This is a genomic window from Streptomyces sp. NBC_00028 (assembly GCF_045041065.1).
Classification (GTDB): Bacteria; Actinomycetota; Actinomycetes; order Streptomycetales; family Streptomycetaceae; genus Streptomyces.
In genome coordinates this window covers 6,666,935-6,693,000 of record NZ_CP108293.1, presented here as the reverse complement: position 1 = coordinate 6,693,000, position 26,066 = coordinate 6,666,935, and the positions used below count along the sequence as shown (strand labels likewise).

General features: G+C 70.3%; 21 protein-coding genes and 1 tRNA gene. 3 read left to right on the top strand and 19 right to left on the bottom strand.

The window, feature by feature from the left end:
- Nucleotides 1-7: 7 nt before the first annotated feature.
- The 7 genes from OG885_RS30075 to OG885_RS30045 all read right to left on the bottom strand — a co-directional run bounded on the left by OG885_RS30075 (nucleotide 8) and on the right by OG885_RS30045 (nucleotide 4,306).
- Nucleotides 8-80 (bottom strand) — tRNA-Ala (locus tag OG885_RS30075).
- Between the two features lie 75 nt (nucleotides 81-155).
- Nucleotides 156-830, bottom strand: coding sequence for a histidine phosphatase family protein (locus OG885_RS30070; protein WP_405737294.1), 675 nt, complete (start codon nucleotides 828-830; stop codon nucleotides 156-158).
- Nucleotides 827-1,273 (bottom strand): ribosome silencing factor, encoded by a 447-nt coding sequence (gene rsfS / locus OG885_RS30065; protein ID WP_399956213.1) that lies wholly within the window; start codon nucleotides 1,271-1,273, stop codon nucleotides 827-829. Before rsfS ends, OG885_RS30070 begins: the two co-directional genes overlap by 4 nt.
- Nucleotides 1,274-1,401: 128 nt before the next feature.
- Nucleotides 1,402-3,153 (bottom strand): LytR C-terminal domain-containing protein, encoded by a 1,752-nt coding sequence (locus OG885_RS30060; protein ID WP_405737291.1) that lies wholly within the window; start codon nucleotides 3,151-3,153, stop codon nucleotides 1,402-1,404.
- A 16-nt stretch (nucleotides 3,154-3,169) separates the two neighbouring features.
- On the bottom strand, nucleotides 3,170-3,808 hold the full coding sequence (gene nadD / locus OG885_RS30055) for a nicotinate-nucleotide adenylyltransferase (protein ID WP_329339323.1): 639 nt from the start codon (nucleotides 3,806-3,808) through the stop codon (nucleotides 3,170-3,172).
- A gap of 58 nt (nucleotides 3,809-3,866) precedes the next feature.
- Nucleotides 3,867-4,031 (bottom strand): hypothetical protein, encoded by a 165-nt coding sequence (locus OG885_RS30050; RefSeq protein ID WP_097263999.1) that lies wholly within the window; start codon nucleotides 4,029-4,031, stop codon nucleotides 3,867-3,869.
- Between the two features lie 113 nt (nucleotides 4,032-4,144).
- Nucleotides 4,145-4,306, bottom strand: coding sequence for a hypothetical protein (locus OG885_RS30045; protein WP_399956219.1), 162 nt, complete (start codon nucleotides 4,304-4,306; stop codon nucleotides 4,145-4,147).
- Between the two features lie 124 nt (nucleotides 4,307-4,430).
- Here OG885_RS30045 and OG885_RS30040 point away from each other — a divergent pair, with 124 nt between their 5' ends.
- Complete coding sequence (locus OG885_RS30040) at nucleotides 4,431-5,540, top strand: M48 family metallopeptidase (protein WP_405742936.1); 1,110 nt, start codon at nucleotides 4,431-4,433, stop codon at nucleotides 5,538-5,540.
- Between the two features lie 115 nt (nucleotides 5,541-5,655).
- Here the strand turns inward: OG885_RS30040 and OG885_RS30035 are convergent, their stop codons facing one another.
- The 5 genes from OG885_RS30035 to proB form a co-directional block, all read right to left on the bottom strand.
- Nucleotides 5,656-6,729 (bottom strand): hypothetical protein, encoded by a 1,074-nt coding sequence (locus OG885_RS30035; RefSeq protein WP_405737286.1) that lies wholly within the window; start codon nucleotides 6,727-6,729, stop codon nucleotides 5,656-5,658.
- A gap of 100 nt (nucleotides 6,730-6,829) precedes the next feature.
- Entirely contained in the window at nucleotides 6,830-7,435 is a 606-nt protein-coding gene (locus OG885_RS30030; RefSeq protein ID WP_405737283.1) for a hypothetical protein, read from the bottom strand.
- A 37-nt stretch (nucleotides 7,436-7,472) separates the two neighbouring features.
- Complete coding sequence (locus OG885_RS30025) at nucleotides 7,473-8,759, bottom strand: glutamate-5-semialdehyde dehydrogenase (RefSeq protein WP_405737280.1); 1,287 nt, start codon at nucleotides 8,757-8,759, stop codon at nucleotides 7,473-7,475.
- 103 nt (nucleotides 8,760-8,862) lie between these two features.
- Entirely contained in the window at nucleotides 8,863-9,321 is a 459-nt protein-coding gene (locus tag OG885_RS30020) for a hypothetical protein (protein ID WP_399957299.1), read from the bottom strand.
- Nucleotides 9,322-9,517: 196 nt separating this feature from the next.
- Nucleotides 9,518-10,624, bottom strand: coding sequence for a glutamate 5-kinase (gene proB / locus OG885_RS30015; RefSeq protein ID WP_399957302.1), 1,107 nt, complete (start codon nucleotides 10,622-10,624; stop codon nucleotides 9,518-9,520).
- Between the two features lie 308 nt (nucleotides 10,625-10,932).
- Here proB and OG885_RS30010 point away from each other — a divergent pair, with 308 nt between their 5' ends.
- Both OG885_RS30010 and OG885_RS30005 read left to right on the top strand, forming a co-directional pair.
- The gene (locus OG885_RS30010) at nucleotides 10,933-12,279 is read left to right on the top strand and encodes a polysaccharide pyruvyl transferase family protein (RefSeq protein ID WP_405742934.1); all 1,347 of its coding nucleotides are present in this window, start codon (nucleotides 10,933-10,935) and stop codon (nucleotides 12,277-12,279) included.
- Between the two features lie 241 nt (nucleotides 12,280-12,520).
- Nucleotides 12,521-14,554, top strand: coding sequence for a hypothetical protein (locus tag OG885_RS30005; protein ID WP_405742932.1), 2,034 nt, complete (start codon nucleotides 12,521-12,523; stop codon nucleotides 14,552-14,554).
- On the opposite strand, the gene OG885_RS30000 is transcribed toward OG885_RS30005, so the two are convergent.
- The 7 genes from OG885_RS30000 to OG885_RS29970 form a co-directional block, all read right to left on the bottom strand.
- Nucleotides 14,532-15,701 carry a glycosyltransferase family 2 protein gene (locus OG885_RS30000; RefSeq protein ID WP_405742930.1) on the bottom strand — a complete coding sequence of 390 codons (1,170 nt, stop codon included), beginning with the start codon at nucleotides 15,699-15,701 and terminating at the stop codon, nucleotides 14,532-14,534. The genes OG885_RS30005 and OG885_RS30000 overlap by 23 nt on opposite strands.
- A gap of 227 nt (nucleotides 15,702-15,928) precedes the next feature.
- The gene (locus OG885_RS29995; RefSeq protein ID WP_405737277.1) at nucleotides 15,929-17,980 is read right to left on the bottom strand and encodes a hypothetical protein; all 2,052 of its coding nucleotides are present in this window, start codon (nucleotides 17,978-17,980) and stop codon (nucleotides 15,929-15,931) included.
- 155 nt (nucleotides 17,981-18,135) lie between these two features.
- Nucleotides 18,136-19,635: a D-ribitol-5-phosphate cytidylyltransferase gene (locus OG885_RS29990; protein ID WP_399956233.1), complete on the bottom strand. Its 1,500-nt coding sequence runs from the start codon at nucleotides 19,633-19,635 to the stop codon at nucleotides 18,136-18,138.
- A 241-nt stretch (nucleotides 19,636-19,876) separates the two neighbouring features.
- The gene (locus OG885_RS29985; RefSeq protein WP_405737274.1) at nucleotides 19,877-21,073 is read right to left on the bottom strand and encodes a hypothetical protein; all 1,197 of its coding nucleotides are present in this window, start codon (nucleotides 21,071-21,073) and stop codon (nucleotides 19,877-19,879) included.
- An 87-nt stretch (nucleotides 21,074-21,160) separates the two neighbouring features.
- Nucleotides 21,161-22,717, bottom strand: coding sequence for an alkaline phosphatase D family protein (locus OG885_RS29980; RefSeq protein WP_405737271.1), 1,557 nt, complete (start codon nucleotides 22,715-22,717; stop codon nucleotides 21,161-21,163).
- Nucleotides 22,718-22,901: 184 nt separating this feature from the next.
- The gene (locus OG885_RS29975) at nucleotides 22,902-24,410 is read right to left on the bottom strand and encodes an FG-GAP-like repeat-containing protein (RefSeq protein WP_405737269.1); all 1,509 of its coding nucleotides are present in this window, start codon (nucleotides 24,408-24,410) and stop codon (nucleotides 22,902-22,904) included.
- 42 nt (nucleotides 24,411-24,452) lie between these two features.
- Nucleotides 24,453-25,925 (bottom strand): VCBS repeat-containing protein, encoded by a 1,473-nt coding sequence (locus OG885_RS29970; protein WP_405737266.1) that lies wholly within the window; start codon nucleotides 25,923-25,925, stop codon nucleotides 24,453-24,455.
- Between the last annotated feature and the right edge of the window lie 141 nt (nucleotides 25,926-26,066).

Genomic DNA, 26,066 nt, shown 5'->3' with positions numbered 1-26,066 from the left:
TCATCTGTGGAGCTAAGGAGAATTGAACTCCTGACCTCCTGCATGCCATGCAGGCGCTCTACCAACTGAGCTATAGCCCCGAGCTTTGTTCTTCCCGCTCGGCGGGGCGAACAAGAAGAACTTTAGCCTGCGACCTGCCAGAAAGTGAAATCCGCTCAGTCGTCGTCCCCGAGCACCGGCTCCGGCAGCGTCCCGGCGTTGTGCTCAAGGAGCCGCCAGCCGCGCGCGCCCTCCCCGAGGACGGACCAGCAGCAGTTGGAGAGCCCGCCGAGGCTCTCCCAGTTGCCGGACTCCAGGCCGAGGAGCCGGCCGATGGTGGTGCGGATCGTGCCGCCGTGGCTGACGACGACGAGCGTGCCGTCGTCGGGCAGCTTGTCGGCGTGCCGCAGCACCACGGGGGCGGCGCGGTCGGCGACCTCGGTCTCCAGTTCGCCGCCGCCGCGACGGACCGGCTCACCGCGCTTCCACGCGGCGTACTCCTCGCCGTACGAGGCGATGATCTCCTCGTGCGTCAGCCCCTGCCAGGCTCCCGCGTAGGTCTCCCGCAGTCCGTCGTCGTGGCTGACGTCGAGACCGGTGAGCTCGGCGAGCTCGGCGGCGGTGTTCGCGGCCCGCTGGAGGTCCGAGGAGACGACCGCGTCGGGCTTCAGGGAGGCGAGCAGCCGGGCGGCGCGCCGGGCCTGGGCGACGCCGGTCTCGGTGAGGGCGACGTCCGTGGTGCCCTGGAAGCGGCGTTCCACGTTCCAGGAGGTCTGGCCGTGGCGCCACAGGATGATGCGGCGGCCCCGGCCGCCCTGCTTGGCGTCCGTCACCTCACCGGTGCTGCTCATCGCCAGTCACCGTCGAGGTCCTCGGACTCCTCGGCGGCCTGCAGCTTGGCGTGCTCCTCGGCCTTGCCGCGGGTGGCCTTGGCGTCCTCGGGCAGGTCCAGCTCGGGGCAGTCCTTCCACAGCCGCTCCAGGGCGTAGAAGACGCGCTCCTCGCTGTGCTGGACGTGGACGACGATGTCGACGTAGTCGAGCAGGATCCAGCGGGCGTCCCGGTCGCCCTCGCGGCGTACGGGCTTGGCGCCGAGCTCCTTCTGGAGGCGCTCCTCGATCTCGTCGACGATCGACTTGACCTGGCGGTCGTTGGGCGCGGAGGCCAGCAGGAAGGCGTCCGTGATCGACAGCACGTCGCTGACGTCGTAGGCGATGATGTCGTGCGCGAGCTTGTCGGCGGCCGCCTGTGCGGCGGTGTGGATGAGCTCGATGGAGCGGTCAGTGGCGGTCACTACACGGCTTTCGGTCGGCGGTCACTTGACCTCAAGGGTCTCACGACCGCCGAGGGCACCCGGGTGATTACCGGGGCCCGTGCCGGGGCCGGGTCACGGGCGTCCGTGACCCGGCCTGCCGGGGGCCGCTACGAGGACGGGTCGTAGTTCTGGCCGAGGACCACGGAGACGTTCGCGTTCGACGTGGTCTTGCCCTTGCTGACGGCGCTGGTGGGCAGGCCCAGGGTCTTGGCGACCTCGGTGGCGTTCTCCTTGTCGGCGGCGTCGGCGTAGACGACCTTCGAGGCGGCCTGGGTGCCGGAGGCGGTGCCGCCCTCCAGGAAGGTGAAGCCGCCGTTGAGGAGGACCACGCGGGCCTTCTCGGTGTTGTCCTTGGCGCCGCTGGCGTTCTGGACGGAGACGCGGACCGCGGCGTCCTTGTCGGGGCTCTTGGCGGTGCCGCCGAGGACGTCCTTGACGACGCTGTCGCTGGCCTCGGCGCTGAGGGTGCCGTCGGTCTGGACGGGCAGCAGCGCGGTCTTGTAGTCGCCGCCCTTGGCGAGGTCGGCGAGCTTGGCGAGGAAGGTGCCGAGGTCCTTGTCGGTGAGCGACGGGTCGAGGATCTGCGCCAGCGTCTGGACGGTGGTCGTGGCGGCCCCCGCGTCGGAGGACAGCTTGCGCAGCACGGCCTGCATGACCTGCCCGAACCGCTCCAGCTGGGCGTTCTGGGCCTCGCCCGAGGCGCGGTAGGTGGCGTAGGCGACGGCCGTCTTGCCGCTGAGGGTCTGGTCCTCGCCCTTGTTCACCAGGGGCGCGGTGCCCTTCTTCTTGGCGGCCGGGTCGGGGACGTCGGTGTTCGTGTCGACGTCGATGTTGCCGACGAGGTCGACGAGGTTCTGCAGGTAGGGGGTGTCGAGGCGCCAGGTGCCCTGGATCTGGGTCCCGAGGACCGTGTCGATCGCCTCGCGGGTGCCCGAGGAGCCGTCGTCGTCGACCGACTTGGCGAGGGTGGTCGTGGTGCCGTCGTCGTCGGTGAGGGCGAGGGAGTTGGGCAGCAGGACGGTGGTGCCCTGCTGGGTGGTGGTGTTGTCGACGAGCAGCGCCGTGGAGGTGCCGCCGCTCTTGGTGTTGTGGAGGTGGACGACGATCACGTCGCGGTTCTGGGCGGCGACGGACGTGCCGGTGCCGGTCGTGGAGTCGGACTTCGAGGAGAGTCCGGGCAGTTTCCCGGCGTACCAGAGGTAGCCGACGCCACCGACCGCGGTGAGGGCCAGGACGACGACCAGGGCGACGAGCCGGCTGCGGGCGCGGCGCTTGGCCTCCTCACGGCGCTCGGTGCGGTTCTCGGTGAAGTTCAGCCAGTCGATGACGTCCTCTGAGTCACCGTCGGGCTCCTCCACGAAGGAGAACTGCTCGGTGTGGTAGTCGCGTTCGGCGCCGTCGGGACGGCCGTGACTGTCCGGCTCCGCGGCCTCGGCCGGTCCGGCCTGCTGCGGGATGTACGCGGTTTGCTCGGCGACCCGGGGCTGCTGCGCGCTGGTCGCGGCCCGCCCGTAGGGGTCGTAGGACGGCACAGGGGCCTGCTGACCAGTGCCGTAGGGGTCGTACGGCGGCACAGGGGTCTGCTGACCGGTGTCGTAAGGGTCGTACGGCGGTACGGGCCGCTGGCTGCCGGTGTCGTAGGTCTGCGCGGGGTACTGCCCCGTCTGCTGCCCACCGGCGGCGTAGGGGTCGTAGCCGTAACCCTGCTGCGTCTGCTGCGCGTACGGGTCGTACGGCTGCTGCGGGGTCTGTTGCTGGGGGATCTGCTGGTAGACAGGACGGCCGTACTCGTCGTAGCCGACGAGTTGGTACTGGTCGTCGTGGTTGTCGCCGTGTCCCGCGTCGTATCGGTCGTTCACCGGTGCCCCTCTCGGCTCACTCGCCGCGGTACAGCTCGCGCTTGTCGATGTAGCGCACGACTCCGTCCGGCACCATGTACCAGATGGGGTCGCCCTTGGCGACTCTCGCACGGCAGTCTGTGGAGGAGATGGCGAGCGCGGGAACCTCCACGAGAGAGACACCGCCCTCCGGGAGTCCGGCGTCGGTCAGATGGTGGCCCGGCCGGGTGACCCCGATGAAGTGCGCCAGGGAGAAGAGCTCCTCCATGTCCCGCCAGGTGAGGAGCTGGGCGAGGGCGTCGGCGCCGGTGATGAAGAAGAGGTCCGTGTCGGGGTTGATCATGCGCAGGTCGCGCAGGGTGTCCACGGTGTACGTGGGCCCGCCGCGGTCGATGTCGATGCGGCTCACCGAGAACTGCGGGTTTTCGGCGGTGGCGATCACCGTCATCAGATAGCGGTCCTCGGCCGGCGAGACACTGCGGTGACTCTTCTGCCACGGCTGCCCGGTCGGCACGAACACCACCTCGTCCAGGTGGAACTGCGCGGCGACCTCACTGGCCGCCACGAGGTGTCCGTGGTGGATCGGGTCGAACGTCCCGCCCATGACGCCGAGACGGCGCTTGCCGGGGTTCGACGGGGCGTTGCCCGGGCCGGTAGGCATGTCCTGCTCTCCCATGCGTGCAGACCCTACCGGCCCGTTCCGCGGGGTCGGTCTCCCCCAGCCCCTCGGCGGCTCAGCGGTCGCGGTTGAAACGGGTCGTGATCCACAGCAGGAGCAGCAGGACGACGAACGCGCCACCGCCGGTGAGGTAGGGGCTCAGGCTCTCGTGGTTGCCGCCGTGCTCCTCGCCCTCGGCGGCAAGGGTGACCAACTGGGCAGCGGTGCTGTGGAAGCTCATCTGGACCTATCCGATGTGGGCGGGATAAAGATGTCGGCCCATCGTAATCAGGCGGCCCGGCGGCGATCACGCCGACTCCGCCGTTGGCGCCCCGACGGAACTTCCGCTCCGGCTCAGTCGTCCTTCTGCTTGTAGCCCCGCAGCAGGAACCACGCGGCCAGCACACAGCCCACCACCATCACGATCAGTACGACCCGGAGCAGATACCCCGACCCTTGCTGCTGGGCTGCGCTCGCGGCTTCGGTCAGCCAGGCGGACGCGGGGCTGTGCTCCATGACGGGACTCCTTCGCTGTACTGCCCGTCCACCGTATCTCCGCCTAGGCTGGGCTCTGCTTCGGGGGCGCAAAAGGCCGCACAAGGGTCCGCAAAGGATCACACTCACGCACATGGGGGAAGACATGTCCGACGACGGCCACGAGCAGAACGGGCACGAGAACGGCCAGGGCAACGGCCATGAGAACGTGCCGAGCAGGCAGCGCAGGCGCTTCCCCGGGATCTCCTCGCGGGCGTACGAGCACCCCGCCGACCGCTCCGCCCTGGTGGCGCTGCGCAAGCTGAGCGGGTTCGACACGGTCTTCAAGGCGCTCAGCGGTCTGCTGCCCGAGCGGAGCCTCAGGCTCCTTTTCCTCTCCGACTCGGTGCGGGTGTCGGACCAGCAGTTCGCGTACCTCAACGACATGTTGCGGGACGCCTGTTACATCCTGGACCTGGAGAAGGTCCCGCCGATGTACGTGAGCCAGGACCCGAAGCCGAACGCGATGTGCATCGGCCTGGACGAGCCGATCATCGTCGTGACGACCGGGCTCGTCGACCTGCTCGACGAGGAGGAGATGCGGGCCGTCGTCGGCCACGAGGTGGGCCACGCCCTGTCCGGTCACGCGGTCTACCGCACCATCCTGCTCTTCCTGACGAGCCTCGCCCTCAGGGTGGCGTGGATCCCGCTGGGCAACATCGCGATCATGGCGATCGTGACGGCGCTGCGCGAGTGGTTCCGCAAGTCGGAGCTGTCCGCGGACCGCGCGGGTCTGCTGGTCGGCCAGGACCTCAGGGCCTCGATGCGCGGCCTGATGAAGCTGGCCGGCGGCCACCACCTGCACGAGATGAACGTGGACGCGTTCCTGAAGCAGGCCGAGGAGTACGAGGCCGGCGGCGACCTGCGCGACTCGGTCCTGAAGATCCTGAACGTGCTCCCGCGCAGCCACCCCTTCACCACGGTCCGGGCGGCCGAGCTGAAGAAGTGGTCGGAGTCCCGAGACTTCCAGCGCCTGATGGACGGCCACTACCCGCGCCGCACCGAGGACAAGGACACCTCGGTCACCGACTCCTTCCGCGAGTCGGCGGCGAGCTACGCGAGCAACGTCAAGTCCTCCAAGGACCCCCTGATGAAGCTGGTCACGGACATCGCGGGCGGCGCCGGCGACCTGGGCGGCAGGGTCCGCCGAGGCTTCGGCGGCTTCACGACCACCCACCCGAAGGACGAGCCCCCGAGGGAACCGGACGAGGACTGAAAATCGCCGGGGCCGGTGACGTCCCTAAGGGGCGCGGGGAACTGCGCGAACAACCCCCACAGCCCGCAGCCGCCGAACAACCGAACCCCTACGGCGACTGGGCAGCAAACGCCCCTCACCCCTTGGGCAACGCCCCCGAAGCCAACGTCCCGCACACCGCCGTGGCCCGATCCGTAGCGAACGGATCGGTCCCCACCGGCCCACCCGCCTTCGCCGTCTGCCCCGCCAGCAACGGACTCAGCACATCCGCCGCGTTGTCCCCGCAGGACAAGGGCCCGGCCTGCACATACGACGTGGACAGCTGCGCCTGGTGCAGCCGCACGTCCTCCCGGTCGAACCGGAAGTGCAGCTCACGCCGGACGGTGAACAACGAGGTCTCCGCCTTGGCACCGGCGTCGGCGGACCGCAGCGCGTACACGTACGTATGGTCCGCGGTCACCTCCAGCATCGTGGACTCGGTCTCGCTGACCGCCAGCGTCCCGCTGACCCGGATCTGCGGGTCGGCCAGCCGCACGGCCCTGGCGTCGAAGCGGACCAGCCATCCGGTCACCGCGTGCCGGCCGTCCGCGGCGGGATGGCTCAGGCTCTCGTCGAACTGAAGGTGCTGGTCGGCGGGGAGCAGGACGCGGACGGGGCGGGTCTCTCCGCCGGTGAGCACCTCCGGGTAGAGCGCGGACCGGACCAGGTACTCCTTGACCGTGTCCAGCGCGCTCATCACCTGGGTCTCGGAGAAGTGCGAGGTGTCCCGCGCGGCGGGCAGCGTGATCCCGGCGGCGCCGATCCGGAACTGCGCGGCGGGGCTGTGGTCGTACAGATACTCCGCGTCGGCCGCGCCCGGCACCCTGCCCACCGGGGCGAGCGGGACGACGGTCGTCTGGAGCGGCAGAGAGACGTCCCGTACGGCGGCGGGGCTCTCGTAGGGGTGCCGTACGCCCATGTAGATCGCCGTGCCGAAGGCGAGGGCGATCAGCAGGACCAGGACGAGGGCCTGCCGGGACAGTCCCCGGCGCATCGGCGGGCGGCGGCGGACGGCCGGGGCGTGGTCGGTGATGCGCTCCTGCGCGGAGTACTCCTGGAGCCGGGCAGCACGGACGAACGACTCGTCGAAGACGACGGACCGGTACTCGTCCTCAGCACCCCCGGGGCCGCCCTCGGGTGCACCCTCAGGTGGTTCTCCAGGCCCTCCCATACCTTCAGGGTAGGTCTCCGGAAGCTCGGGTAAACGCCCCGCCGCACGACAAGTTCTGACAGGTTCTCACCAGGACCGTCAGCGCGTGCCCAACGGGCGTTCAGGGTGACTTGGGGACCGCGGAGAAGGCCGGCTGGGAGTAGTCGGCGGAGGCGGAGGGGGTCGCCGCGCCGCCCTGCTCCAGACCGGTGGTGGCCGGCGGCGACGGGACCTGGTCCCGGCTGTTCGAGGACGCGCCCCGGTAGACCGCGGTGAAGGCGAGCGTGACCATGCCGATGCCCATCACGAGCGCCAGCATCCAGGCGACGGGGCGGTGCCAGCGGACCTGTTTGCCGTACGTCCCCGGGGCGCCGAAGCGGCCTTCGAGGATGTCGGTGTCGTCCAGGTCGTCGAAGTCGGGGTCGTGGTCGAACCCGGCGCGGGCCTCGGCGCCGTACGCGTCCTCGTAGCGCTCGCCGCGGCGGTGGGCGCGGCGGGCCTCGGCATCGGAGGCCTCCGCTCTCGCCTGGGCGGCGGCCAGGAGGCGTTCGACGGCGGTCGGCTCGTGCACCACGGCCGCCCGTATGAAGGCCTCGTCGAAGACCACGGAGGCGAACTCTTCGTCCGACACCCCGCGGTCGTGGTCGTCGTCGGGCTCCCAGCCGTCAGGGAACGGCGTACCCCCCACGTCCTCCGGCACGGATCCAGAGTAGACCTGGGGGGTCATTTTGGGCAGACGGTATGGAAATTCATAGGCGCGTGCTTCAGCGCCGTACGTGCCCGTCGCCGGTGACGATGTACTTGGTGCTCGTCAGCTCCGGCAGCCCCATCGGGCCGCGGGCGTGCAGCTTCTGGGTGGAGATGCCGATCTCGGCGCCGAAGCCGAACTGGCCGCCGTCGGTGAAGCGGGTGGAGGCGTTCACGGCGACGGTGGTGGAGTCGACCAGCTGGGTGAAGCGGCGGGCGGCCTGCTGCGAGGTCGTCACGATGGCCTCGGTGTGGCCGGAGGTCCACAGCCGGATGTGCTCGACGGCCCGGTCCAGGGAGTCGACGACGGCCGCGGCGATGTCGTAGGAGAGGTACTCGGTCTCCCAGTCCTCCGCCGTGGCCTCCACGACGGTCGCCTCGGAGTCCTTGGCGTACGCCATGACCCGGTCGTCGGCGTGCACCGTGACGCCGGCCTCCGCGAGGGCGTCCAGGGCGCGCGGCAGGAACTCGGGGGCGATGTCCTGGTGGACGAGGAGGGTCTCGGCGGAGTTGCAGACGCTGGGGCGCTGTGCCTTGGAGTTGATCAGGATGTCGATCGCCATGTCGAGGTCGGCGTGGGCGTCGACGTAGACGTGGCAGTTGCCGGTGCCGGTCTCGATGACGGGGACGATCGACTCGTTGACCACGGTCCGGATGAGGGAGGCGCCGCCGCGCGGGATGAGCACGTCGACCAGACCGCGGGCCCGCATCAGCTCGCGCACGCTCTCGCGGCTCTCGCCGGGCACCAGCTGGACGGCGTCGGCGGGCAGCCCCGCCCCGCCCACGGCGTCGCGCAGGACCCGGACGAGGGCGGTGTTGGACTCGTACGCGGAGGCCGAGCCGCGCAGCAGGACGGCGTTGCCGGACTTGAGGCAGAGCGCGGCGGCGTCCACCGTCACGTTCGGGCGGGCCTCGTAGATGATGCCGACGACGCCGAGCGGGACGCGGACCTGGCGCAGGTCGATGCCGTTCGGCAACGTCGATCCGCGTACCACCTCGCCGACCGGGTCGGGCAGTGCGACGACGTCCCGGACGTCCGAGGCGATGGCGCGGACCCGCTCGGGCGTGAGGGTGAGGCGGTCGATGACGGTCTCGCTGGTGCCGGCCTCGCGGGCCTTGGCGATGTCCTTGGCGTTGGCCTCGACGATTTCGCTCGTACGGACTTCCAGGGCGTCCGCGATGGCCAGCAGCGCGTCGTCCTTCTCGGCCCGCGGGAGCGGGGCGAGGTCGGCGGCGGCGGCCTTGGCGCGGTAGGCGGCCTGGGTGACCGGGGACATCGAGTCGTACGGCGAGAGCGTGGTCATGAGGGAAGGGTAGTGCGCCGTACGGGGGTGGGGACCCGGCCGTCTTGCACCGCGAGACGGAAGCGATACCGACCGCTATGTCACCTTATGGAAGCAACGCAGGTCAAAAGGGGTGAACCCCTACGGGTGTCGCGGGGGCCGGGCCGTACCCCTCGGCGATGCGCTGGTGGTAGGTCTCACGGTCGATGACCTCCAGGCCGACGATCTCCCAGGGCGGCAGCTGGGCGGTCTGGCGGTGTTCGCCCCACAGGCGCAGGGCGACGGCGGCGGCGTCATGGAGGTCGCGGGCCTCCTCCCAGTAGCGGATCTCGGCGTGGTCGTTGGCGTAGCGGCTGGTCAGCAGAAAGGGGTGGTCGTGGGCCAGCTGTTCGAGACCGCGCCGCACCTCCTTCAGCGGGGCCTCCTTGCCGGAGACGCTGAGGGTGACGTGCCACAGCCGGGGCAGCTCGGCCGGCTCCTCGTAGCGGTCGCCGGCCGCGACGCTCGTCAAGACGCGCTCCTCACCGGCCGCACGGGACGAGGCCTCCTCGGCACCACCACGGGGCGCGGCCCCAGGGCGCACTCGTCTCACGACGGCCTCCTTTACCCAGTGATCCCAGTGACCGACACGGTGGTCGTGCGGAACGTGTCCCTGAAACAAAGTTGAGCAGGCCGCAAGGGCTTGTGTGGCACTTTTGCGGAACGTCCACCTGAGGGCGACAGCCTTCGCGGGGCGTTCCCCCCGTTTTCGGGTGAGCGGCGCTTTCCCCGGGGAGCTCTCAGGGCTGGAGCACCACCAGATCGTCCCGGTGGACGACCTCGCGCTCGTACGCCGGCCCCAGCTCACGCGCCAGCTCCCGCGTCGAACGGCCCAGCAGCTGGGGGATCTCCTTGGCGTCGAAGTTCACCAGCCCGCGGGCCACCGCGCGCCCCTCGCCGTCCCGCAGCTCGACCGGGTCCCCGGCGTTGAACTCACCGTCCACGGCGGCGATCCCGGCCGGCAGCAGCGACTTGCGGCGCTGCACGACCGCCCGTACCGCGCCGTCGTCCAGGGTCAGCGAGCCCTGCGGGGTCGACGCGTGCTGGAGCCACAGCAGCCGGTCGGCGGAGCGCTTGCCGGTGGGGTGGAAGTGGGTGCCGGTGTCGCCGCCGCTCAGCGCCTCGGCCGCGTGGACGGCGCTGGTCAGCACCACGGGGATGCCGGCGGCGGCGGCGATCCGGGCGGCCTCGACCTTGGTGACCATCCCGCCGGTGCCGACGCCGGCCTTGCCCGCGCTGCCGATGTCGACGCCCGCGAGGTCGGCCGGCCCCCGTACCTCCGCTATCCGCGAGGTGCCCGGCTTGCTGGGGTCGCCGTCGTACACGCCGTCCACGTCCGACAGGAGGACCAGCAGGTCGGCGCGGACCAGATGGGCCACGAGCGCCGCGAGCCGGTCGTTGTCGCCGAAGCGGATCTCGTCGGTGGCGACGGTGTCGTTCTCGTTGACGACCGGGAAGGCGCCCATCGCGAGGAGCTTGTCGAGGGTGGTGGAGGCGTTGCGGTGGTGGGACCGGCGGCTCATGTCGTCGCTGGTCAGCAGGACCTGGCCGACGCGGACGCCGTAGCGGGCGAAGGAGGCGGTGTAGCGGGCGACGAGGAGGCCCTGGCCGACGCTGGCGGCGGCCTGCTGGCGGGCCAGGTCCTTGGGGCGGCGGCGCAGTCCCAGTGGGGCGAGGCCGGCGGCGATGGCACCGGAGGAGACGAGGACGACCTCTTTCTCTCCCCCGCTGCGGCTCTTGGCGAGGACGTCGACGAGCGCGTCGACCCGGTCGGCGTCCAGGCCTCCCGACGCGGTGGTCAGCGACGAGGAACCCACCTTGACGACGATCCTGCGGGCCTCGCTCACGGCCTGCCTCACGCTTGCCACCTGCACTGTCCCCATTTCCTTGCGCGTGGCAGCAATCTACGCGAAGTACCCCTTCGCCCGCCCCGACGTTTCAGCCCCCGGACAGCCGCGCCCCGTCCGCACCGTGCACACCACACGTAACCGTTTGCTCACGCGTCGCGTACGGCAAAAAGGTTGTAGGGGTTGCTTATAGAAATCAAAGAGCATCCAAACTTATTTTGAAGTTTGTGCCACCTAAAGTTCGCCGAGTGACCCCTGCCAAACGCATCCTCCTGAGATCGGGCAAGAGCCCGTACGACGTCGTGCCCATGGAGGAAGCCCTCCAACGCGACGTCTTCGCCACCAACTCAGGCAACCTGATCTTCAGCGACGCCACCCACAAGATCCTGGAGACACCAGGCACCGAGGTGGTCTCGAACGGGATCAAGTCATTGGTGGCCGAGGCCACGCGGATCAACCAGGAGTACGACGCATTCGTCGTGCCCTTGGCCAACGCGTTCCGTCCGTCGTTCGAGCCCCAGCTGAGGCGGCTGACGCGGCTCATCCAGCGGCTGAAGATCCCGGTCGTGGTGGCCGGCGTCGGCGCGCAGACCGGGCTGAACTACGACCCGACGCGGCTCAAGCCCATCGAGTCCTCGGTGCGCGAGTTCGTCTCGGCGGTCCTCGACCGCAGCGCCTCGATCGGCGTGCGCGGCGAGTTCACCGAGCAGTACCTGAAGGACATGGGCTTCAAGGACGTCGAGGTCATCGGCTGCCCCTCGCTGTTCATGTACGGCAAGGAGCTCGCCGTCCACAAGCGGACGCCGGAGCTCACCGCCGAGTCCCGTATCGCGATCAACGGCTCGCACAACGCGGTCCAGAAGCAGGGCCTGGGCAAGGTCATCGACCGCACCCACGCCCGCTACCCGCATCTGCGCTTCATCGGCCAGAACCTGTCCGACGCGCGGCAGCTGCACTGGCGGGACCTGTCGGACCCGAACGCCAAGATCAAGGCGATACCGACGCACCCCGACCACCCGATGTACGCCGAGGACAAGGTCCGCGTCTACATCGACCCGGTCACCTGGATCGACGAGCTGCGCGACTTCGACTTCTCCTTCGGCTCCCGCATCCACGGCAACATCGCGGCCCTGCTGGCGGGCACGCCGGCGACCGTGCTCTCCGGCGACTCCCGCACGCTGGAGCTGTGCCGCTACTTCGACATCCCGTACGTCCGCATCGACCAGCTCCCCGCGGACCTGGATCCGGCGCGGCTGTACGAGGAAGCGGACTTCGGCAAGCTGATGAGCGGTCACCACGAGCGCTACGAGCGGTTCATGGGATTCCTGGACCGCAACGGCCTGCAGAACACCTTCACCCACGGAGACGGCGGCGCGGCCTTCGAGGAGCGGCTGCGGAAGCTGTCCTTCCCGGCGGGCGTCCGGCCCTGGCTGGAGGCCGACCTCGGGTCGCTGGCCACGCGGATGGCGTTCATGCAGCGCAACATCAACGAGCTGACGCTGGACAACGAGCGGCTGAAGCGCGACCTGGCCCGCGCCAAGGCCGGTTCCCGGTCCACGAAGACATCCGGTGCCGTCCCGGCGCCGTCGGTCTACCGCCGCGCCCGCCGGGTCGTGGGCGGTCCGATACGCCGGGCCCTGCAGTCGGGCCGGTAGTCCGGCCGCCGGTAACACGGCGTCACTATCACTCCACGGTCGCCCCAAGGCGCCCGGACACGCGCGTGTCGTCCAGAGGTCGGCAGGCGTTAACCCGGGCGCACGTCCTTGACGACCTTGGAGTGACGCCGTGCCCACGAAGAGAGTCCGCCGCCCCCGCCTGCTCCGCCGCAGACGCCCGCTGAAGCGTTCCGCCACCGACGGCCCGGGAAGCCGCCCGCGCCGCAGGCGCCGCCTCCCCCTGCGTCGCGCCGCGCCCCGCGTCCTCGTCACGGCCCTCCTGGCCGCCGCCTTCGCCGTCCAGGCCATCGCCGCGTTCCTCCCCGACGTCCCGCTGCTGCTCGCCGCGACGGCCGCCTCGGTCGCCGGCGAGGGGGTGCTGCACCGATGGCAGCGGGGCATGGCGACGGTGTTCGCGAAGTCGCACGCCGACATCACCGTCCGGCACGTCCTGCGGGACCTGCTGCTGGTGGCGGGCCTGCTGCGGGTGGGCGAGCAGGACCGGGAGGCGGTGTACGGGCCGATCGTCGCCGCGCTGCTGCTCTTCTACGCCCTGCACTGCGCGATCCAGGCCGTCTCCGTCCTGGTCCGCCGCACCCGCACCCTGCCGGTGGTGACCCGGAACATCGACGCCTCCGCGCTCCGGCTCTCGACCGCCCCGCCCGCGCTGCTGCTGCGCCGCCCGGGGCACCGGCTGCTGGTGTTCGGACTGCCCGCGACCTTCGGCCTGGCGGCCACGGCGGCGACCGACCATCCGGCCGCCGCGGCCGGTGGGCTCGCCGTGTCCCTCGTCCTCGGGCTGCTCGGCCTGGGCGAGCTGCTGCTGCGGCTGCTGCCGAGCCGCCGCCCGGCGGGCGAGCAGCAGGTCCTCGACTGGTTCGACGCCTGGCTGGCCGACTACCGGCCCACGGTCGGCCTGTACTTCTCCGGGGGCGCGTCCTCCGCGTACCAGGCCAACATGTGGCTGGAGCCCCTCGCCAAGCTCGAAGGCAGGCCCGTCATCGTGCTGCGCGAGCGCTTCATGGTGCAGAAGATCGCCGCCACCGACGTGCCGATCATCTGTCTGCCCAAGGTCACCACCCTGATGCGCCTCGAGCACTCCACGCTCCAGGTCCTCATCCACCCGTCGAACTCCGGCAAGACCTCCCAGGTCCTGCGCATCCCCACCCTCAAGCACACGTTCGTCAACCACGGCGAGAGCGACAAGCTGTCCTCGTGCAACCCGTACGCGAAGGCGTACGACGAGGTGTGGGTGGCGGGCCCCGCCGCGCGTGAGCGGTACGCGCTGGCCGAGGTGGGCGTGGACGACCGCGAGGTCCGGGAGATCGGACGGCCCCAGCTGGAGGCGGTACGGCCGTACGCGGGCCCGCCGAAGGGAACGTACGTCACCGTCCTGTACGCGCCCACCTGGGAGGGCTGGGACGGCAATCCGGGCAACACCTCCGTGATCGAGGCCGGCGAGAACCTCGTACGGGCGCTGCTCGCCGATCCGGGCGTACGGCTGCTGTACAAGCCGCATCCGCTGACCGGCTCGGTGGATCCGCGGGCGGGGGCGGCCGATCATCGCATCCGGGAGCTGGTGCGGGCCGCGAACCGGGAGCGGTCGGGGGCACGGCCCGCCGCAGGTGGGGAACTGGCCCGCTGCACCGAGGAGTTGGACCGGCTCACCACCTCGGACTTCCGCACGAGTGCCGACTCGGCGGAGCGGATGATGCTCCAGTCCGTGCCGTCCCGGGGGCGGGCCAGGGCGGTGGAGCGGGCCACGGCGGCCTGGGAGGCGGCGTACTGGGCCTCGCTGCCGGAGTGGGAGCACCAGGTCGTCACGGACGCCCGGCCCGCGCTGTACGCCTGCTTCAACCGGGCCGATCTGCTCGTCAGCGATGTGTCGAGCGTGGTCAGCGACTTCCTGGCGAGCGGCAAGCCCTATGCGGTGGCCAACACCAGCGGGCTGCCCGAGGAGACGTTCCGGGAGGCGTTCCCGACCGTGCGCGCGGCGACCGTGCTCACGCCCGACGCGCGGGGCGTGCCGGGCATGCTGGAGGCCGTACGGCATCCGGAGAAGGACGAACTCGCCGAGGCGCGGGACGAGTTGAAGCGGCATCTGCTGGGCCCGGACGAGCCGTCCTCGCAGGTGCGCTTCAACGACGCCGTGCGGACGCTGTGTGCGGCGGCGCGGGACCATCGGGCCCGGATGGCCGAGCGGCTGGCGTCGGAGATCCCCCCGCCCCGGCAGGCGGAGGACACGGCCGAGATCACGCCGCCGCAGCCGGCCTGACGTCCCTGGACCGGGACGGCAGCGTCCGGCGCGCCTTGCGTACCGCCCGTCGTACGAACGAGTCGAGCCCGCCCTCCCGGTATCCCGGGACGGCGCGGGCCTCGCGGGGCTCGGCGAGGTAGAGGGCGTCGGGGATGCCGACGGCGGTGTCCCGGAAGTGCGGGTAGGCGAAGTACACCCGGCGGCCGCGCTTCTCCAGCAGGGCCTCGGGCTCCTTCTTGGTCCGCCCGAACTCCAGGAGGTCCAGCAGGAGTTCGGGGCGCTGCTCGGCCACCGCGTGCATCCGCAGCCGCTCCTCGACCCGCAGGCGGTGGGCGACCTCGTCGGTCCAGTACGCCTCCAGCAGCGGCTTCGCCAGCTCGAACTTGTGCCGCCGTACCTGCTCGCTGTCCCTCAGGTACTTGGGGCCGAACTGCGGGAGCAGGGTGACGACGAACGGGCGGACCATGAGCATGTCGCGGCGCGGGCCCGCCGGGACCATGTCGGCGATCAGGCTCATCAGGGCGCGCGCGGAGTCGAAGCGCAGGGTGTAACTGCCGCTGCGCGTCACATGCTTGCCGTCCTCGCGGCCCACCAGGTAGTAGCAGGTGTAGTCGTCGATGAGGGAGACACCGTCGGCCCGCAGATAGGCCTCCATGGTGAACAGGGCGTCCTCGCCGGTCCACAGCGACTCGTCGAAGCGCATGCCGTGCCGCTCCAGCAGCTCGCGGCGGAACAGCTTCTGCGCGCTGAGCGTGAACTTGATGTTGGACGACCAGAGGTCGGTGCGCTCCAGGGTCTGGCCCCACATGGACTGCGGCGGCTTGCGGTTGATGCCCTCGACCCGGCCCAGCACCACGTCCGTGCCGTTGCGGTCGGCCATCGCGACCATCCGCTCCAGGGCCTCGGGGCCCAGCCGGTCGTCGGCGTCCAGGAAGAACACGTACCGTCCGGCGGCCTTGCCCAGGCCGACGTTGCGCGGGCCGCTGGGGCCGCCGGAGTTGTCCTGCCGGATGACGGTGACGGGCAGGTCCGCGCGGGCCGCGAACTGCTCCAGGCACTCCCCCGTGCCGTCCGTCGAGCCGTCGTCGACCGCGATGACCTCGATGCGGGCGTGGTCGAGGGTCTGGGCCTCGACGGAGGCGAGGCACTCGACGAGGTACGGCATCGCTTCGTACGCCCCGATGACCACGGTCACATCAGGCTGGGTCACATTTCCCCCGTATCCTCATATTCACATTCAGTCAGACGGTCGAAAGTCATGAGCGGTTGTCTCTGTGAGCAACTTTTGTGATGCAGGTCACGGACTACACGACCGTTCCCCCCTCAGATACGCAAAAGAGGCCCGGTTTTCGAGAATCACTCCTCGAAAACCGGGCCCCTGGGCCGAGTGGGTCAGGCCGTGGTCGTGGCCTCCGCGGCTGCGGCCGCCGACCGTGACTCCTGGCCGACGTTGCGGGTGTCGGCCTTGCGGGCCAGGTCCGCCACCGCGGTGTTGAACTGCTCGATCGACGTGGGCTCGTCCGGGCCCAGCAGGTACTGCTTGAGCTCCTTGCGGTCCTCGGCCAGCGGGTCGCCCGCGAGGTCGCGGACCGCGCTCAGCAGCTCGCCCAGCTCGGCGGCACTGTTGGACAGGATCGTGGCGGCGCGCACCGCGGTGTTCTGCCGCTTGAACTCCTCCACGCCCAGCTCCGCGGAGTCCGTCACCGCGTACGGCTTGCCGCTCGCGATGAAGTCGGAGACCACGGAGGAGATGTCGGAGACCATCGCGTCGGAGACGTTGAAGCAGTCGTACAGCCGCGGCTCGGCGCCGCTGATGACCCGGTGCTCGTGGAAGCCGAAGGAACGCCAGTAGGCGTCGTTCCACTCGGCGCGCAGTCGGGCGATCTCCTCGTGCTTGGCCACGTCGACCAGCCCGTCACGGGTGGCCTCGGCCTCGTCGCCCTTGTCGCCGCCGTTGCCGGCCAGCTGGGCGATGCGCGCCTCGATGCGGGTCAGCTCGGCCTTGGCCTGCGCCTGGGCGGCGGCGTCCGCGGTGAAGCGGGCGTCGGTGGCGCGCTCGGCGGCGGCCTTCTCCACCAGTGCGGTGATGCGCGCGTGGGCGGCGCCCGCCTCCTTGCTCACCGTGCCCGTGAAGGGGTGCGGCTTGTACAGGACGCGGACCGGCGGGTCGGCCTTGATCAGCTTCTTGACGATGTTCTCGCCGGCGAGCACCAGGGAGGTGTTGCCGGGGTTGCCGTCCCAGCCCTCCCAGGTGGGCGCGTAGAGAACGGTGGGCATACGGCCGTCGGGCACGCCCTGCCAGGTCTGGATCGGCGCCAGCTGCGGACGGCCGACCTCCACGATGTCGTCGTCGCGGACACCGACGTCGGCGATGGCGTAGCGGTCGCGGCCCGCGCGGCCGGCGGTCCACACCTCGTCGTACACCTTGCTGAACGGGTTGACGCTGGCCAGCTTGTCGCTGTCGCCGTGGCCGATGAAGACGTGCTTCATGGTCGGCACGCGCAGCAGGTGGATGTTCTTGCCGACGTTCGCCGCGTACAGCGCGACGCGCACGTTCGACAGGTCCATGTTCATCAGGTGCACCCCTCCGGGCACGCAGATGACAGGGACCGTGGTCGGCGCCAGGTTGTTCAGTATCGCCCGCTCACGCAGGATGATCAGCGGCTTGGAGTCCAGCTGCTCCATGGTCTCCAGCCACATGTTGACCTGGTACGCCGAGTCCTTGGAGCCGGAGAAGTAGAGCGCCGTCTCGGGCCGGTAGCCGGCCAGCCAGTCGTCGACCGCGGCGAGGACCGTGTCCGCGTTCGGCGGGATCTTGCTGCCGCGGACGTACGGCACGAGCGCGAGGACGTACAGGGTGCCCAGCGCTATCGTCGCGCCGATGCCGATGAAGGCCGCGAGCGTCTCGTCGGTCGCGGCGGAGACCAGCACGCCGACGACGGCGAGCAGGTCCAGGTGGAGCATCTTCTCGGCGGAGCGGTTGAGCAGGCGGCGCGGCGGGGCGTCCGGGATACGGATCCGGGCGGCCAGGTCCACGTTGCGGGTGGCGACCGGCATCCGGCGGCGGTTGCGGATCAGGGTGACCAGCGCGCCGTGCGGGGCCTGGAGGCCGTAGAAGGCGATGAAGCAGGCGACCGCCCCGTAGAAGACCAGGCCGTCCGCGAGGTCCAGGCGGGCCAGCAGCAGGATCAGCAGCAGCTGCCGGATCAGGAAGCGGATCGACAGACCCGCGCGCACCTTGCTCAGGCGGTTGATCAGATAGCTGCTCTTGCGATGCAGATAGTGGTCCGCCAGGTACGTCACTGCGGCCGCGGCCGCGAAGGCGGGAACGCTCGGGACGAGCGCGGCCAGCATGAGCACAGGGAAGCCCAGGATCATGAGGGCCGCCGCGGCCAGCTCGGCCGCACTGCCCACCCGGGCGACGCGAATGGCTCTGGTTATCACGGAGGAACCTGCTCTTGGAGGGGGAGTGCCGGTTTTGTTCTGAGGTGCAGCGAAAATGTGAGGAATTCGCGAGAGGTACTGATTCAGGCCCCTGCGAATGCTCCGATAACGGGCAGACACAGAGGCCTGAATAACAGATGTCTAATTGCGGTTGATTATGCCACGCCGTCCTGACGGTCCAGAACGGAGGCCAGCGCCTGCTCGAAGCCGGAGGCCTTGCCCGCGGCGGCCGTCGGGTCCTGCTGGCGCACGTCGATGACATGACCGGTCAGCTCGGACAGCAGCACGTCGAGCGAGGTACGGGCCACGACCTCGGAGGACAGCAGCGAACCGGCCGGCTCCTGACCGAAGGCCTTGGTGCGCATGGGAGTTGCGGTGCGCTCGGGGTTCACGCAGTTGACCCGGATGCCGTCGCCGGCCCACTCGTCGGACAGGGCCTGGGTGAGGTTCACCATCGCGGCCTTGGTGGAGGAGTAGAGGCTGTACTCGGCGCGGCCGCGGGTGTAGCTGCTGGAGGTGTAGAGGAGCAGCTGGCCCTTGGTCTCCGACAGGTACTTGTACGACGAACGGGCGATCTGCACCGGGGCGAGGTAGTTGACCTTGAGGGCTTCCTCGATGGTCGCGTTGTCCGTCTCGGCCAGCTTGCCGATGCGCAGCACGCCGGCGGTGTTGACGACGTAGTCGATGCGCCCGGTCTCGCCGTACGCCTTGGACAGCGCGTCGTCGACCTCCTCGGGGTTCTCGACGTGCGTGCCGGTGGTGGAGCGGCCCAGCGCGTACACCTTCGCGCCGTAGGACTCGGCGAGTTCGGCGATGTCCTTGCCGATGCCGTACGAACCGCCGAAGACGACCATGGTCTTGCCGGTCAGCAGCTCGCGGTAGGCCTCCTCGGAGACCTGCTCGGGCGCGGCGGTGGAGGCCAGCTGGAAGAGCTTGTCGGCGATGAAGACGTCGACGGGCTGGGTGACCTTCATGTTGTACTCGTCGCCCGCGACGACGTGGATCGGCACGTCCGGCAGGTACTTGAGCACGACCGAGCAGTCGTCCGTGGCCTGGAAGTTGGGGTCACCGGCGGCGACCTCGTAGGCCCGCTTGATGGTGGACAGCTTGAAGGCCTGCGGCGTCTGGCCGCGGCGCAGCCGGGAGCGGTCCGGGATCTCGGTGATGAACTCGCCGTCCTCGCCGTGCGTGCGGGTCACGATGATGGTGTCCGCGGACGGGATGGCGACGTCGACGGCCTGGAAGCGCTCCAGGGCGACCACACAGTCGTCGATGACGCGCTGCGACAGCAGGGGGCGAACGGCGTCGTGGAACAGGACGTTGAGGTCCTCGCCCGCGGCCAGGCCCTCGCCGAGCGCCTCGATGGCGCGCTCGGTGGTCTCGTTGCGCGTGGAGCCGCCCTCGATGATCTTCTTGACCTTCGTGAACCCGGCCTTGGCCACGATCTTCTCTATGTCCGGCACATAGCCGGGCGCCATCAGGACGATGATGTCGTCGATCGAGTCGGCGTTCTCGAAGGTGGTCAGGGTGTGCTCGATGACTGCCTTGCCGGCGATCTTCAGCAGCTGCTTGGGGATCGAGAGACCCACGCGCTGACCGGTACCGCCGGCCAGGATCACTGCGGTGGTACGGGGCTTGGCGATGTGCTGGGACACAGGTGACCTACCTCGGGGCGACAGGGAACTTCGAAATGGTCCCACTTGGGGTTACCGCAGTGCAAGGTGAGCGCCGTCCGCCGCATATGTGCGCGCCATCTGTCATTCACCTTGTACTCCTGGTGATTGAGGAGACCGTTGTGGTGAGCACCCTGGAATTGCTGTGAGTAACTCCACAGGGAGTTGTGTATTGCTGTGTGTGACGACCGTACCGCTTCGCGGCGCCCCGGCCGCTTCGGGCTCAGCCGCGTCGCAGCCGCTTCAGACACCGGTGGCCGAGCACCTTCACGAGTTCCCTGGACGAGGTCTGGTGCACGGTGCGCGACTTGACCGGCGCGGTGTTCCGGATCGGCGCGGCGGCGGCCGCGGCCAGCGCGCCGTACAGCGCCTGAGCGGCCACCTCGGGAGCAATCCGCGGTTCCGCGAGCGTCTCGGTGCCGGGCTTCGCCACGGCGGAGAGCAGGGCCGGGTCGCCGATAACGCGCACGCCCGTCGCGCCGATGGACCGCGCCATCTCGGCGCCGATCTCCGCCGCGGCCTCGACGGCCCACTGCGGGGTGCAGATCTTCACGTCGTGCGGTGTCGGGCTGCACGCGTTCTTCATATGCATGACCGCGCCGTGCCGCACCAGCCTGGAATACAGCTCGTCGGGGAGTCCATTGCCGCGGAATTCCTTATTAAGATTCCGCAGCATTTCGGTCTCGGCGAGAGTCAGGGAACGGTTGGCGGTGTCGGGGACCTCCTGGAGCAGGTCTTCCGGGAGACCGAGGAGCCGCTCGAAGGTGCGCATCAGCCCGCCGCGGTCGCGGTCGTCGACCACGACGACGGTGACCCGCTCGGCGCCGACCGCCCGGACCCAGCGCTCGACCAGCCGGTCGTGCCGGTGGCGGCGCCAGAAGCTGGGGTTGGGCTTCTCGTAGGGGGCCTTGCGGAGCATGTGCTCCAGCCACTCCTCGTACCCCATGCGCAGTCCGTTCTGCACGTACTGCTGCCACTGCGAGGGCATGATCCTCGCCAGCGGGCGCAGGGTGACGAGGACGTGCACACGGTCGCCGCCGAGCTGCTCGACGATCCGGGCGATCGTCGTGTCGTCGGGGGCGTCGGCGAAGAACTCGCTGCTGATGACCGAGGTGGTGTGCCGCCCGGCGCCGTCGACCCGGTCCACCAGTTGCAGCCACTGCTTCTCGCTGGGGCCGGCGTCGCCCATCATCCCGGGCCGGGCGCAGGCCGCGAGGACGGCCTCCATCGGATGCCGGGTGGTCGCCGGCCACAGGACGCCGTGCTCGCCGAGCCGGTCCTTGGCCGCGAACATCGCGCCCTGGATCGACGTCGTGCCGGTTTTGTGGGGGCCGATGTGCAGCAGGCGGGTGCCGGCGGGCAGCGGGGCGATCACGCCCTCGTTCGCCCGGCCTTCATCTCTCGTACAGTCCGTCTCCATGGTCAAGGGACGGTAAGAGGGGTTCCTGAGACTGCACTGAGAGAGACCTGGGACACAGATGAGTCCCAGGCTCCCGTCACACAGGTTTCACGAAGACGCGAGCTCGACGCCCGGCCGTCCGGCCTCGACCCGCAGCGCGGCCAGCGTGCTCGCGGTCGCCGTCGGCCGGCGGACCGTGTCCACGACCCTCACCTGGGCGTCGATGCCGTGCTTGTCGATGTCGAAGAGGTGGTAGCCGCGGTGGGCGTCGAGCAGCTTCCAGTGCGGGTTGTCCCCCATCAGCGGGTCCCACTGCTTGTGGAAGGCGTCCTGGTCCTGGTCGCCGTTGCTGGAGATGGACGTGCCGACGAACTCGGCGCCGACGACGTCGGAGTCCGGGTCGGCGAAGTCCTCCTTGAGGTCGCTGATCATCGTCAGATGGCGGTCGCCGGTGAACACGACCGGGTTGCGGACGTCGGCGAACTCCTGCATGAGGGCGTTGCGTTCGGCCTGGTAGCCGTCCCAGGCGTCGTAGTACCAGAGCTTGCCCTCGCCGACCTTGAGGTCGGTCTCGGCCATCATGATCTGCGAGGCGATGAGGTTCCAGCGGGCCGGTGAGTCGTGCAGCCCGTCGAGGAGCCACTCCTTCTGCCGGGCGCCGAGCATGGTGAGCGAGGGGTCCTGGGCGCCCTCCTGGGTGGTCGCCTGGTCGCTGCGGAACTGCCGGGTGTCCAGCACGTTGAGCCGGGCCAGGCGGCCGAACTCCAGACGCCGGTACATCTGGATGTGCGGCCCGTTCGGCACCGAGGTCGCGCGGACCGGCATGTGCTCGTAGTACGCCTGGTAGGCCGCGGTGAGGCGGGCCACGAAGGCGTCGTGCGTCTGCTTGTCGGGGTCCTGCGGGATCTCGCCGGCGAAGTCGTTGTCGACCTCGTGGTCGTCGAAGGTGACGACCCAGGGCGCGTTCGCGTGCATCGCGGCGAGGTCGGGGTCGCTGCGGTACTGGGCGTAGCGGTTGCGGTACTGGACCAGGCTGTACGGCTCACCGGTGCCCTCGTGCCGGCGGACCCCCGTCGAGGCGGGCGACGACTCGTAGATGTAGTCGCCGACGAAGAGCACGACGTCGGGGTCCTGGGCGAGCATGTCGGCGTACGGGGTGAAGTAGCCGTGCTGGTAGTTCTGGCAGGACGCGAGCGCGACGCGCAGGCTGCCGCCCTTGCTGTGCGGGTGCGGGGCGGTACGGGTACGGCCGGTGGGCGAGAGCTGGCCGCTGGTGCGGAAGCGGTACCAGTACGCGCGTCCCGGGCGCAGACCCCGTACATCCACGTGAACGCTGTGCCCGTACTCGGGCCGGGCCTGGGCGACACCGCGGCGGACGGGCTTTCTGAAGCGCTCGTCCTCGGCGATCTCCCACTCCACCGGCACCACCCGGTCGGGCATCCCGCCGCCGTTCAGCGGGTCCGGGGCGAGCCGCGTCCACAGCACGATGCCGTCGGGCAGCGGGTCGCCGGAGGTCACACCGAGGCTGAACACCCCGTCGGGCAGCGGGGTTTCGGCGGCCCGGGCGGCCGTCGGCAGCCACAGCTGGGCGGAGGCGGCGGCGCCGAGCACGGCGGCCCCGACGGTCAGAAAGCGGCGGCGGTCGGGCGAAACTGCTCCGGTCATCGACGAACTCCCTTGCCTCACTGGCCTCATGGACAGAGGAAGCTCATGCTCCGGGGCGGTCCACCCGCTGAACGCCGGGGTGCCCGCACATGACAACTGGGCAGACAACAGAAGACCCGTCACGGCACACGAACTCGCCGTGGCCGCAACGGGTCTGATGACTGATCAGCAGAAGAAACGAACGTCAGTATGCGAACCCGGCGCCGAGCCGCGCGCCCGTCGCCGTGGTGCCCAGCAGTGTGTTGCCGAAGGCGGTCGTGCCGTTCGGCGCCACGATCGTCGCCGGCAGCGGTACCCCGCCCGGCTCGACGACATAGGACTCCGTGGAGCGGAAGCTCCACACGAACCCGGTGTCCGCGTTCTCCCCCGGCGCCCCGACGGCCGCGTCCGCCAGTCCGTCGCCGTTCGCGTCCCCGAGGTGGACGGCCGTGCCGAACGCGTCGCCCTTCTCGGCGGTGCCCGGCACCATGCCGCTCTCCTGCGTGACCACCTGGTGGGAGCCGACGCCGGTCAGCCCGTCGGCCCGGCCGCTCAGCACGACCACGGCACCGGCGTCGGTGACCGACCCGAGATCCTCGCCGGGCACTCCGGTCAGGACGTCCAGATAGCCGTCCCCGTCGACGTCCCCGAGCTGGACGTCGGTGCCGAACCGGTCGCCCTTCTCGGCGGTGCCGGGCACCCCGGGGCTGTCCTGGTTGAGGAACTGCGCCTTCTCCACGCCGTCCGGCCCGTCGGGCGTACCGGGGATCCAGGCGATGCGGCCGCCCTTGGCGAGGTAGGCGTCGTGATCGCTGGCGTAGCCGTCGATCGCCCGGCCCACCACGATGTCGTCGTAGCCGTCCCGGTTCACGTCCCCGACGTCGAGGCTCTCGCCGCCCTGGAGTCCGGCGCCGTCGATGTCGTACACCAGCGTGAAGGGGTTGAGCCCCGTCCCGTTGCCCAGCCAGTACACGATCCGGCGGGAGTCGAAGGTGTCGGCGTTGTTCTCGGCGCCGACGACGTCGGTGCGCCCGTCGCCGTTGACGTCACCGGTGGCCAGGTCCAGGACGCGGCTGTCGTAGCGGTCCGGCACCAGCTGCTCGCCGCCGTTCGCACCGCCGCGTGTGAAGGGGCCGTTGAGGACCCGCAGGTCGTGATGGTTCGCCACGGTCACCACGTCCGGGGAGCCGTCGTCACCGATGTCGCCCACGGTCAGCCGGCCCTTGGCGCCGAGTTTGTCGTACGCCTTCCCGCTCGCCACGGACGCACCGCCCGCGAGCCCCCGCGCCCCGCCCCACACGACCTCGACCAGCCCGGCGTCGGTACCGGCGCCCGTGTCCTCGCCGCCCACCCCGACCACCAGGTCCGCGTAGCCGTCGCCGTCGAGGTCGGCGGTGGTGAGGGCGGAACCGAAGCCGTCACCGGCCTCGACGCTGCCCGGGACCCCGGCGGAGTTCTGCGTGAACACCTTGCGTCCCGTGGTGGTCAGCCCGTTCTTCGACCCGTACAGCACGGCCACGTACCCGGCCTTGGCCTTGCCGCCCACGGTCGCCGCGGGCGCGGCCACCGCGAGGTCGGCGTACCCGTCGCCGTTGAAGTCGTCCTGGAGCCGCGCGGTGGCGGTCCCGGAGTCCGCCGCTGCCGGGACCGCCGCCCCGGTGACGGCCAGGACCACGGCGACGGCCAACCCCCACGCCTTGGTGCCTCTGTTCATCTCACCCTCCCCTGTTCTGGTCCTACGGTCGTGTCGGCGCCCTCAGTCCCCCAGCGACGCCCCGAACCGCGCCCCCGTCGGCGTCACACCCACCGTGGCCGCGCCGAAGGTGAAGGCGCCGCTCGTGGTGATGCCGCCGGACGTGGCGGACAGGACCCACACGGAACCGTTGTTCGCGTTCTCGGCCGGGTCGCCCACGACCAGGCCGTACTTCTTGCCGCCGTCGCCGTCTGCGTCGACCAGCGCGGTCGCGGTGCCGAAGCGGTCGTTCTTCTCGGCGGTGCCCGGAACCCCGCTGGTGTTCTGGCTGAACGCCTTGGCGCCGGTGCCGGTCAGGCCGTTCGCGCCGCCGCGCAGCACGAGCACGCTGCCCGCGTCGGCGAGGGTGCCGAGGTCCTCACCGGGCAGGCCGGTCGCGACGTCCTGGTAGCCGTCACCGTTGGTGTCGCCGATGGACAGACCGGTGCCCATGCCGTCGCCGCGCTCACCGGCGCCGGGGACGCCGGGGGTGTCCTGGTTGATCCACACCGGCTTGCGGGTGGTGGAGGCGCCGTTCGGGCCGCCGTAGACGATGCCCAACGCGCCGCCCTTGGTGGGGAGTTCGACGTCGCTGTCGTAGCCGTCGATGGAGTGGCCGATGACGATCTCGGCGTAGCCGTCCTTGTTGAGGTCGCCGACCGCCAGATCCTCGCCGCCGAAGCGGCGTCCGTTCGGGTCCTTGAGCCAGACCGGCGCGCCCGGGCCCTGCGAAGTCCCCAGCAGCAGCGCGGTCTTGCGGGAGTCGGGCTCCTCGCTGTCCCGGGCGCCGACCGCGAGGTCCGCGATGCCGTCGCCGTTGACGTCACCGGCCGCGATCGTGGTCGCGGTCTGGAAGTCCTCGGTGTCGATCGTGAACGTGCCGGTGCGCGCGGCCGTGCCGGTGCGGTCGAACGGGCCGTACAGGATGTCGCCGTAGCCGTCCTGGACGCCGTACTCGTTGGCCAGCGTGATCACGTCGGGGTGGTGGTCGCCGTCGACGTCCCCGACGGTGAAGCCGGTCGTCCAGGCCGAGTCGGGCAGCCGCACGAGGTTGTCCCGGTCGGCCGAGAGGCCCGTGGGGCCACCCCAGTTGACGGTGACCGTGTTGCCCGGGTCGCCGTCGACGGGCGACCAGTGGATGAACGACATCAGGTCGGCGTAGCCGTCGCCGTCGAGGTCGGCGCTCTGCAGGTCGCTGCCGTAGCCGGTCGGGGTCGACTCGTCGTACACCCTGGAGTCGTCCAGAACCTGTCTGCGGGCCGTGGACAGGCCGTTCGCGGCGCCGTACAGCACGGTGACCGAGCCCGCCCTGAGCGTGCCGGCGCCGCTCGTCGGCGGGGCGCCGATCGCCAGGTCCGCGTAGCCGTCGCCGTTGAAGTCGTCGTGCAGCCGCTTGCCGCTCGGGGTAGCGGTGGCCGTGGCGGCACCGGCGGCCGGAACCGCCACCGCACCGGCGAGCAGGGCGATGCCGGTGGCGAGGGCGAGGCGTCTGGACATGCGAACTCCGGTTGTCGCAAGGGCAGTTGACCACGGAAAGAGTCAAGATCCTCTTCCGTGCTGCCCAGTACGACACACCGGAGTCACCGTTGGTTGCCCTGCCATGGCCAGGGCTTTTCCTGCCGTTAACCGTTCTCGAGA

What these genes read in the sequence shown, in the direction of transcription:
- OG885_RS30070 (WP_405737294.1), bottom strand. Translation starts at nt 830, where the DNA reads ATGAGCAGCACCGGTGAGGTGACGGACGCCAAGCAGGGCGGCCGGGGC.
- nadD (WP_329339323.1), bottom strand. Translation starts at nt 3,808, where the DNA reads ATGGGAGAGCAGGACATGCCTACCGGCCCGGGCAACGCCCCGTCGAAC.
- OG885_RS30050 (WP_097263999.1), bottom strand. Translation starts at nt 4,031, where the DNA reads ATGAGCTTCCACAGCACCGCTGCCCAGTTGGTCACCCTTGCCGCCGAG.
- OG885_RS30045 (WP_399956219.1), bottom strand. Translation starts at nt 4,306, where the DNA reads ATGGAGCACAGCCCCGCGTCCGCCTGGCTGACCGAAGCCGCGAGCGCA.
- OG885_RS30040 (WP_405742936.1), top strand. Translation starts at nt 4,431, where the DNA reads ATGTCCGACGACGGCCACGAGCAGAACGGGCACGAGAACGGCCAGGGC.
- OG885_RS30035 (WP_405737286.1), bottom strand. Translation starts at nt 6,729, where the DNA reads ATGGGAGGGCCTGGAGAACCACCTGAGGGTGCACCCGAGGGCGGCCCC.
- OG885_RS30030 (WP_405737283.1), bottom strand. Translation starts at nt 7,435, where the DNA reads ATGACCCCCCAGGTCTACTCTGGATCCGTGCCGGAGGACGTGGGGGGT.
- OG885_RS30025 (WP_405737280.1), bottom strand. Translation starts at nt 8,759, where the DNA reads ATGACCACGCTCTCGCCGTACGACTCGATGTCCCCGGTCACCCAGGCC.
- OG885_RS30010 (WP_405742934.1), top strand. Translation starts at nt 10,933, where the DNA reads ATGGAGGAAGCCCTCCAACGCGACGTCTTCGCCACCAACTCAGGCAAC.
- OG885_RS30000 (WP_405742930.1), bottom strand. Translation starts at nt 15,701, where the DNA reads ATGCCGTACCTCGTCGAGTGCCTCGCCTCCGTCGAGGCCCAGACCCTC.
- OG885_RS29985 (WP_405737274.1), bottom strand. Translation starts at nt 21,073, where the DNA reads ATGGAGACGGACTGTACGAGAGATGAAGGCCGGGCGAACGAGGGCGTG.
- OG885_RS29980 (WP_405737271.1), bottom strand. Translation starts at nt 22,717, where the DNA reads ATGACCGGAGCAGTTTCGCCCGACCGCCGCCGCTTTCTGACCGTCGGG.
- OG885_RS29975 (WP_405737269.1), bottom strand. Translation starts at nt 24,410, where the DNA reads ATGAACAGAGGCACCAAGGCGTGGGGGTTGGCCGTCGCCGTGGTCCTG.
- OG885_RS29970 (WP_405737266.1), bottom strand. Translation starts at nt 25,925, where the DNA reads ATGTCCAGACGCCTCGCCCTCGCCACCGGCATCGCCCTGCTCGCCGGT.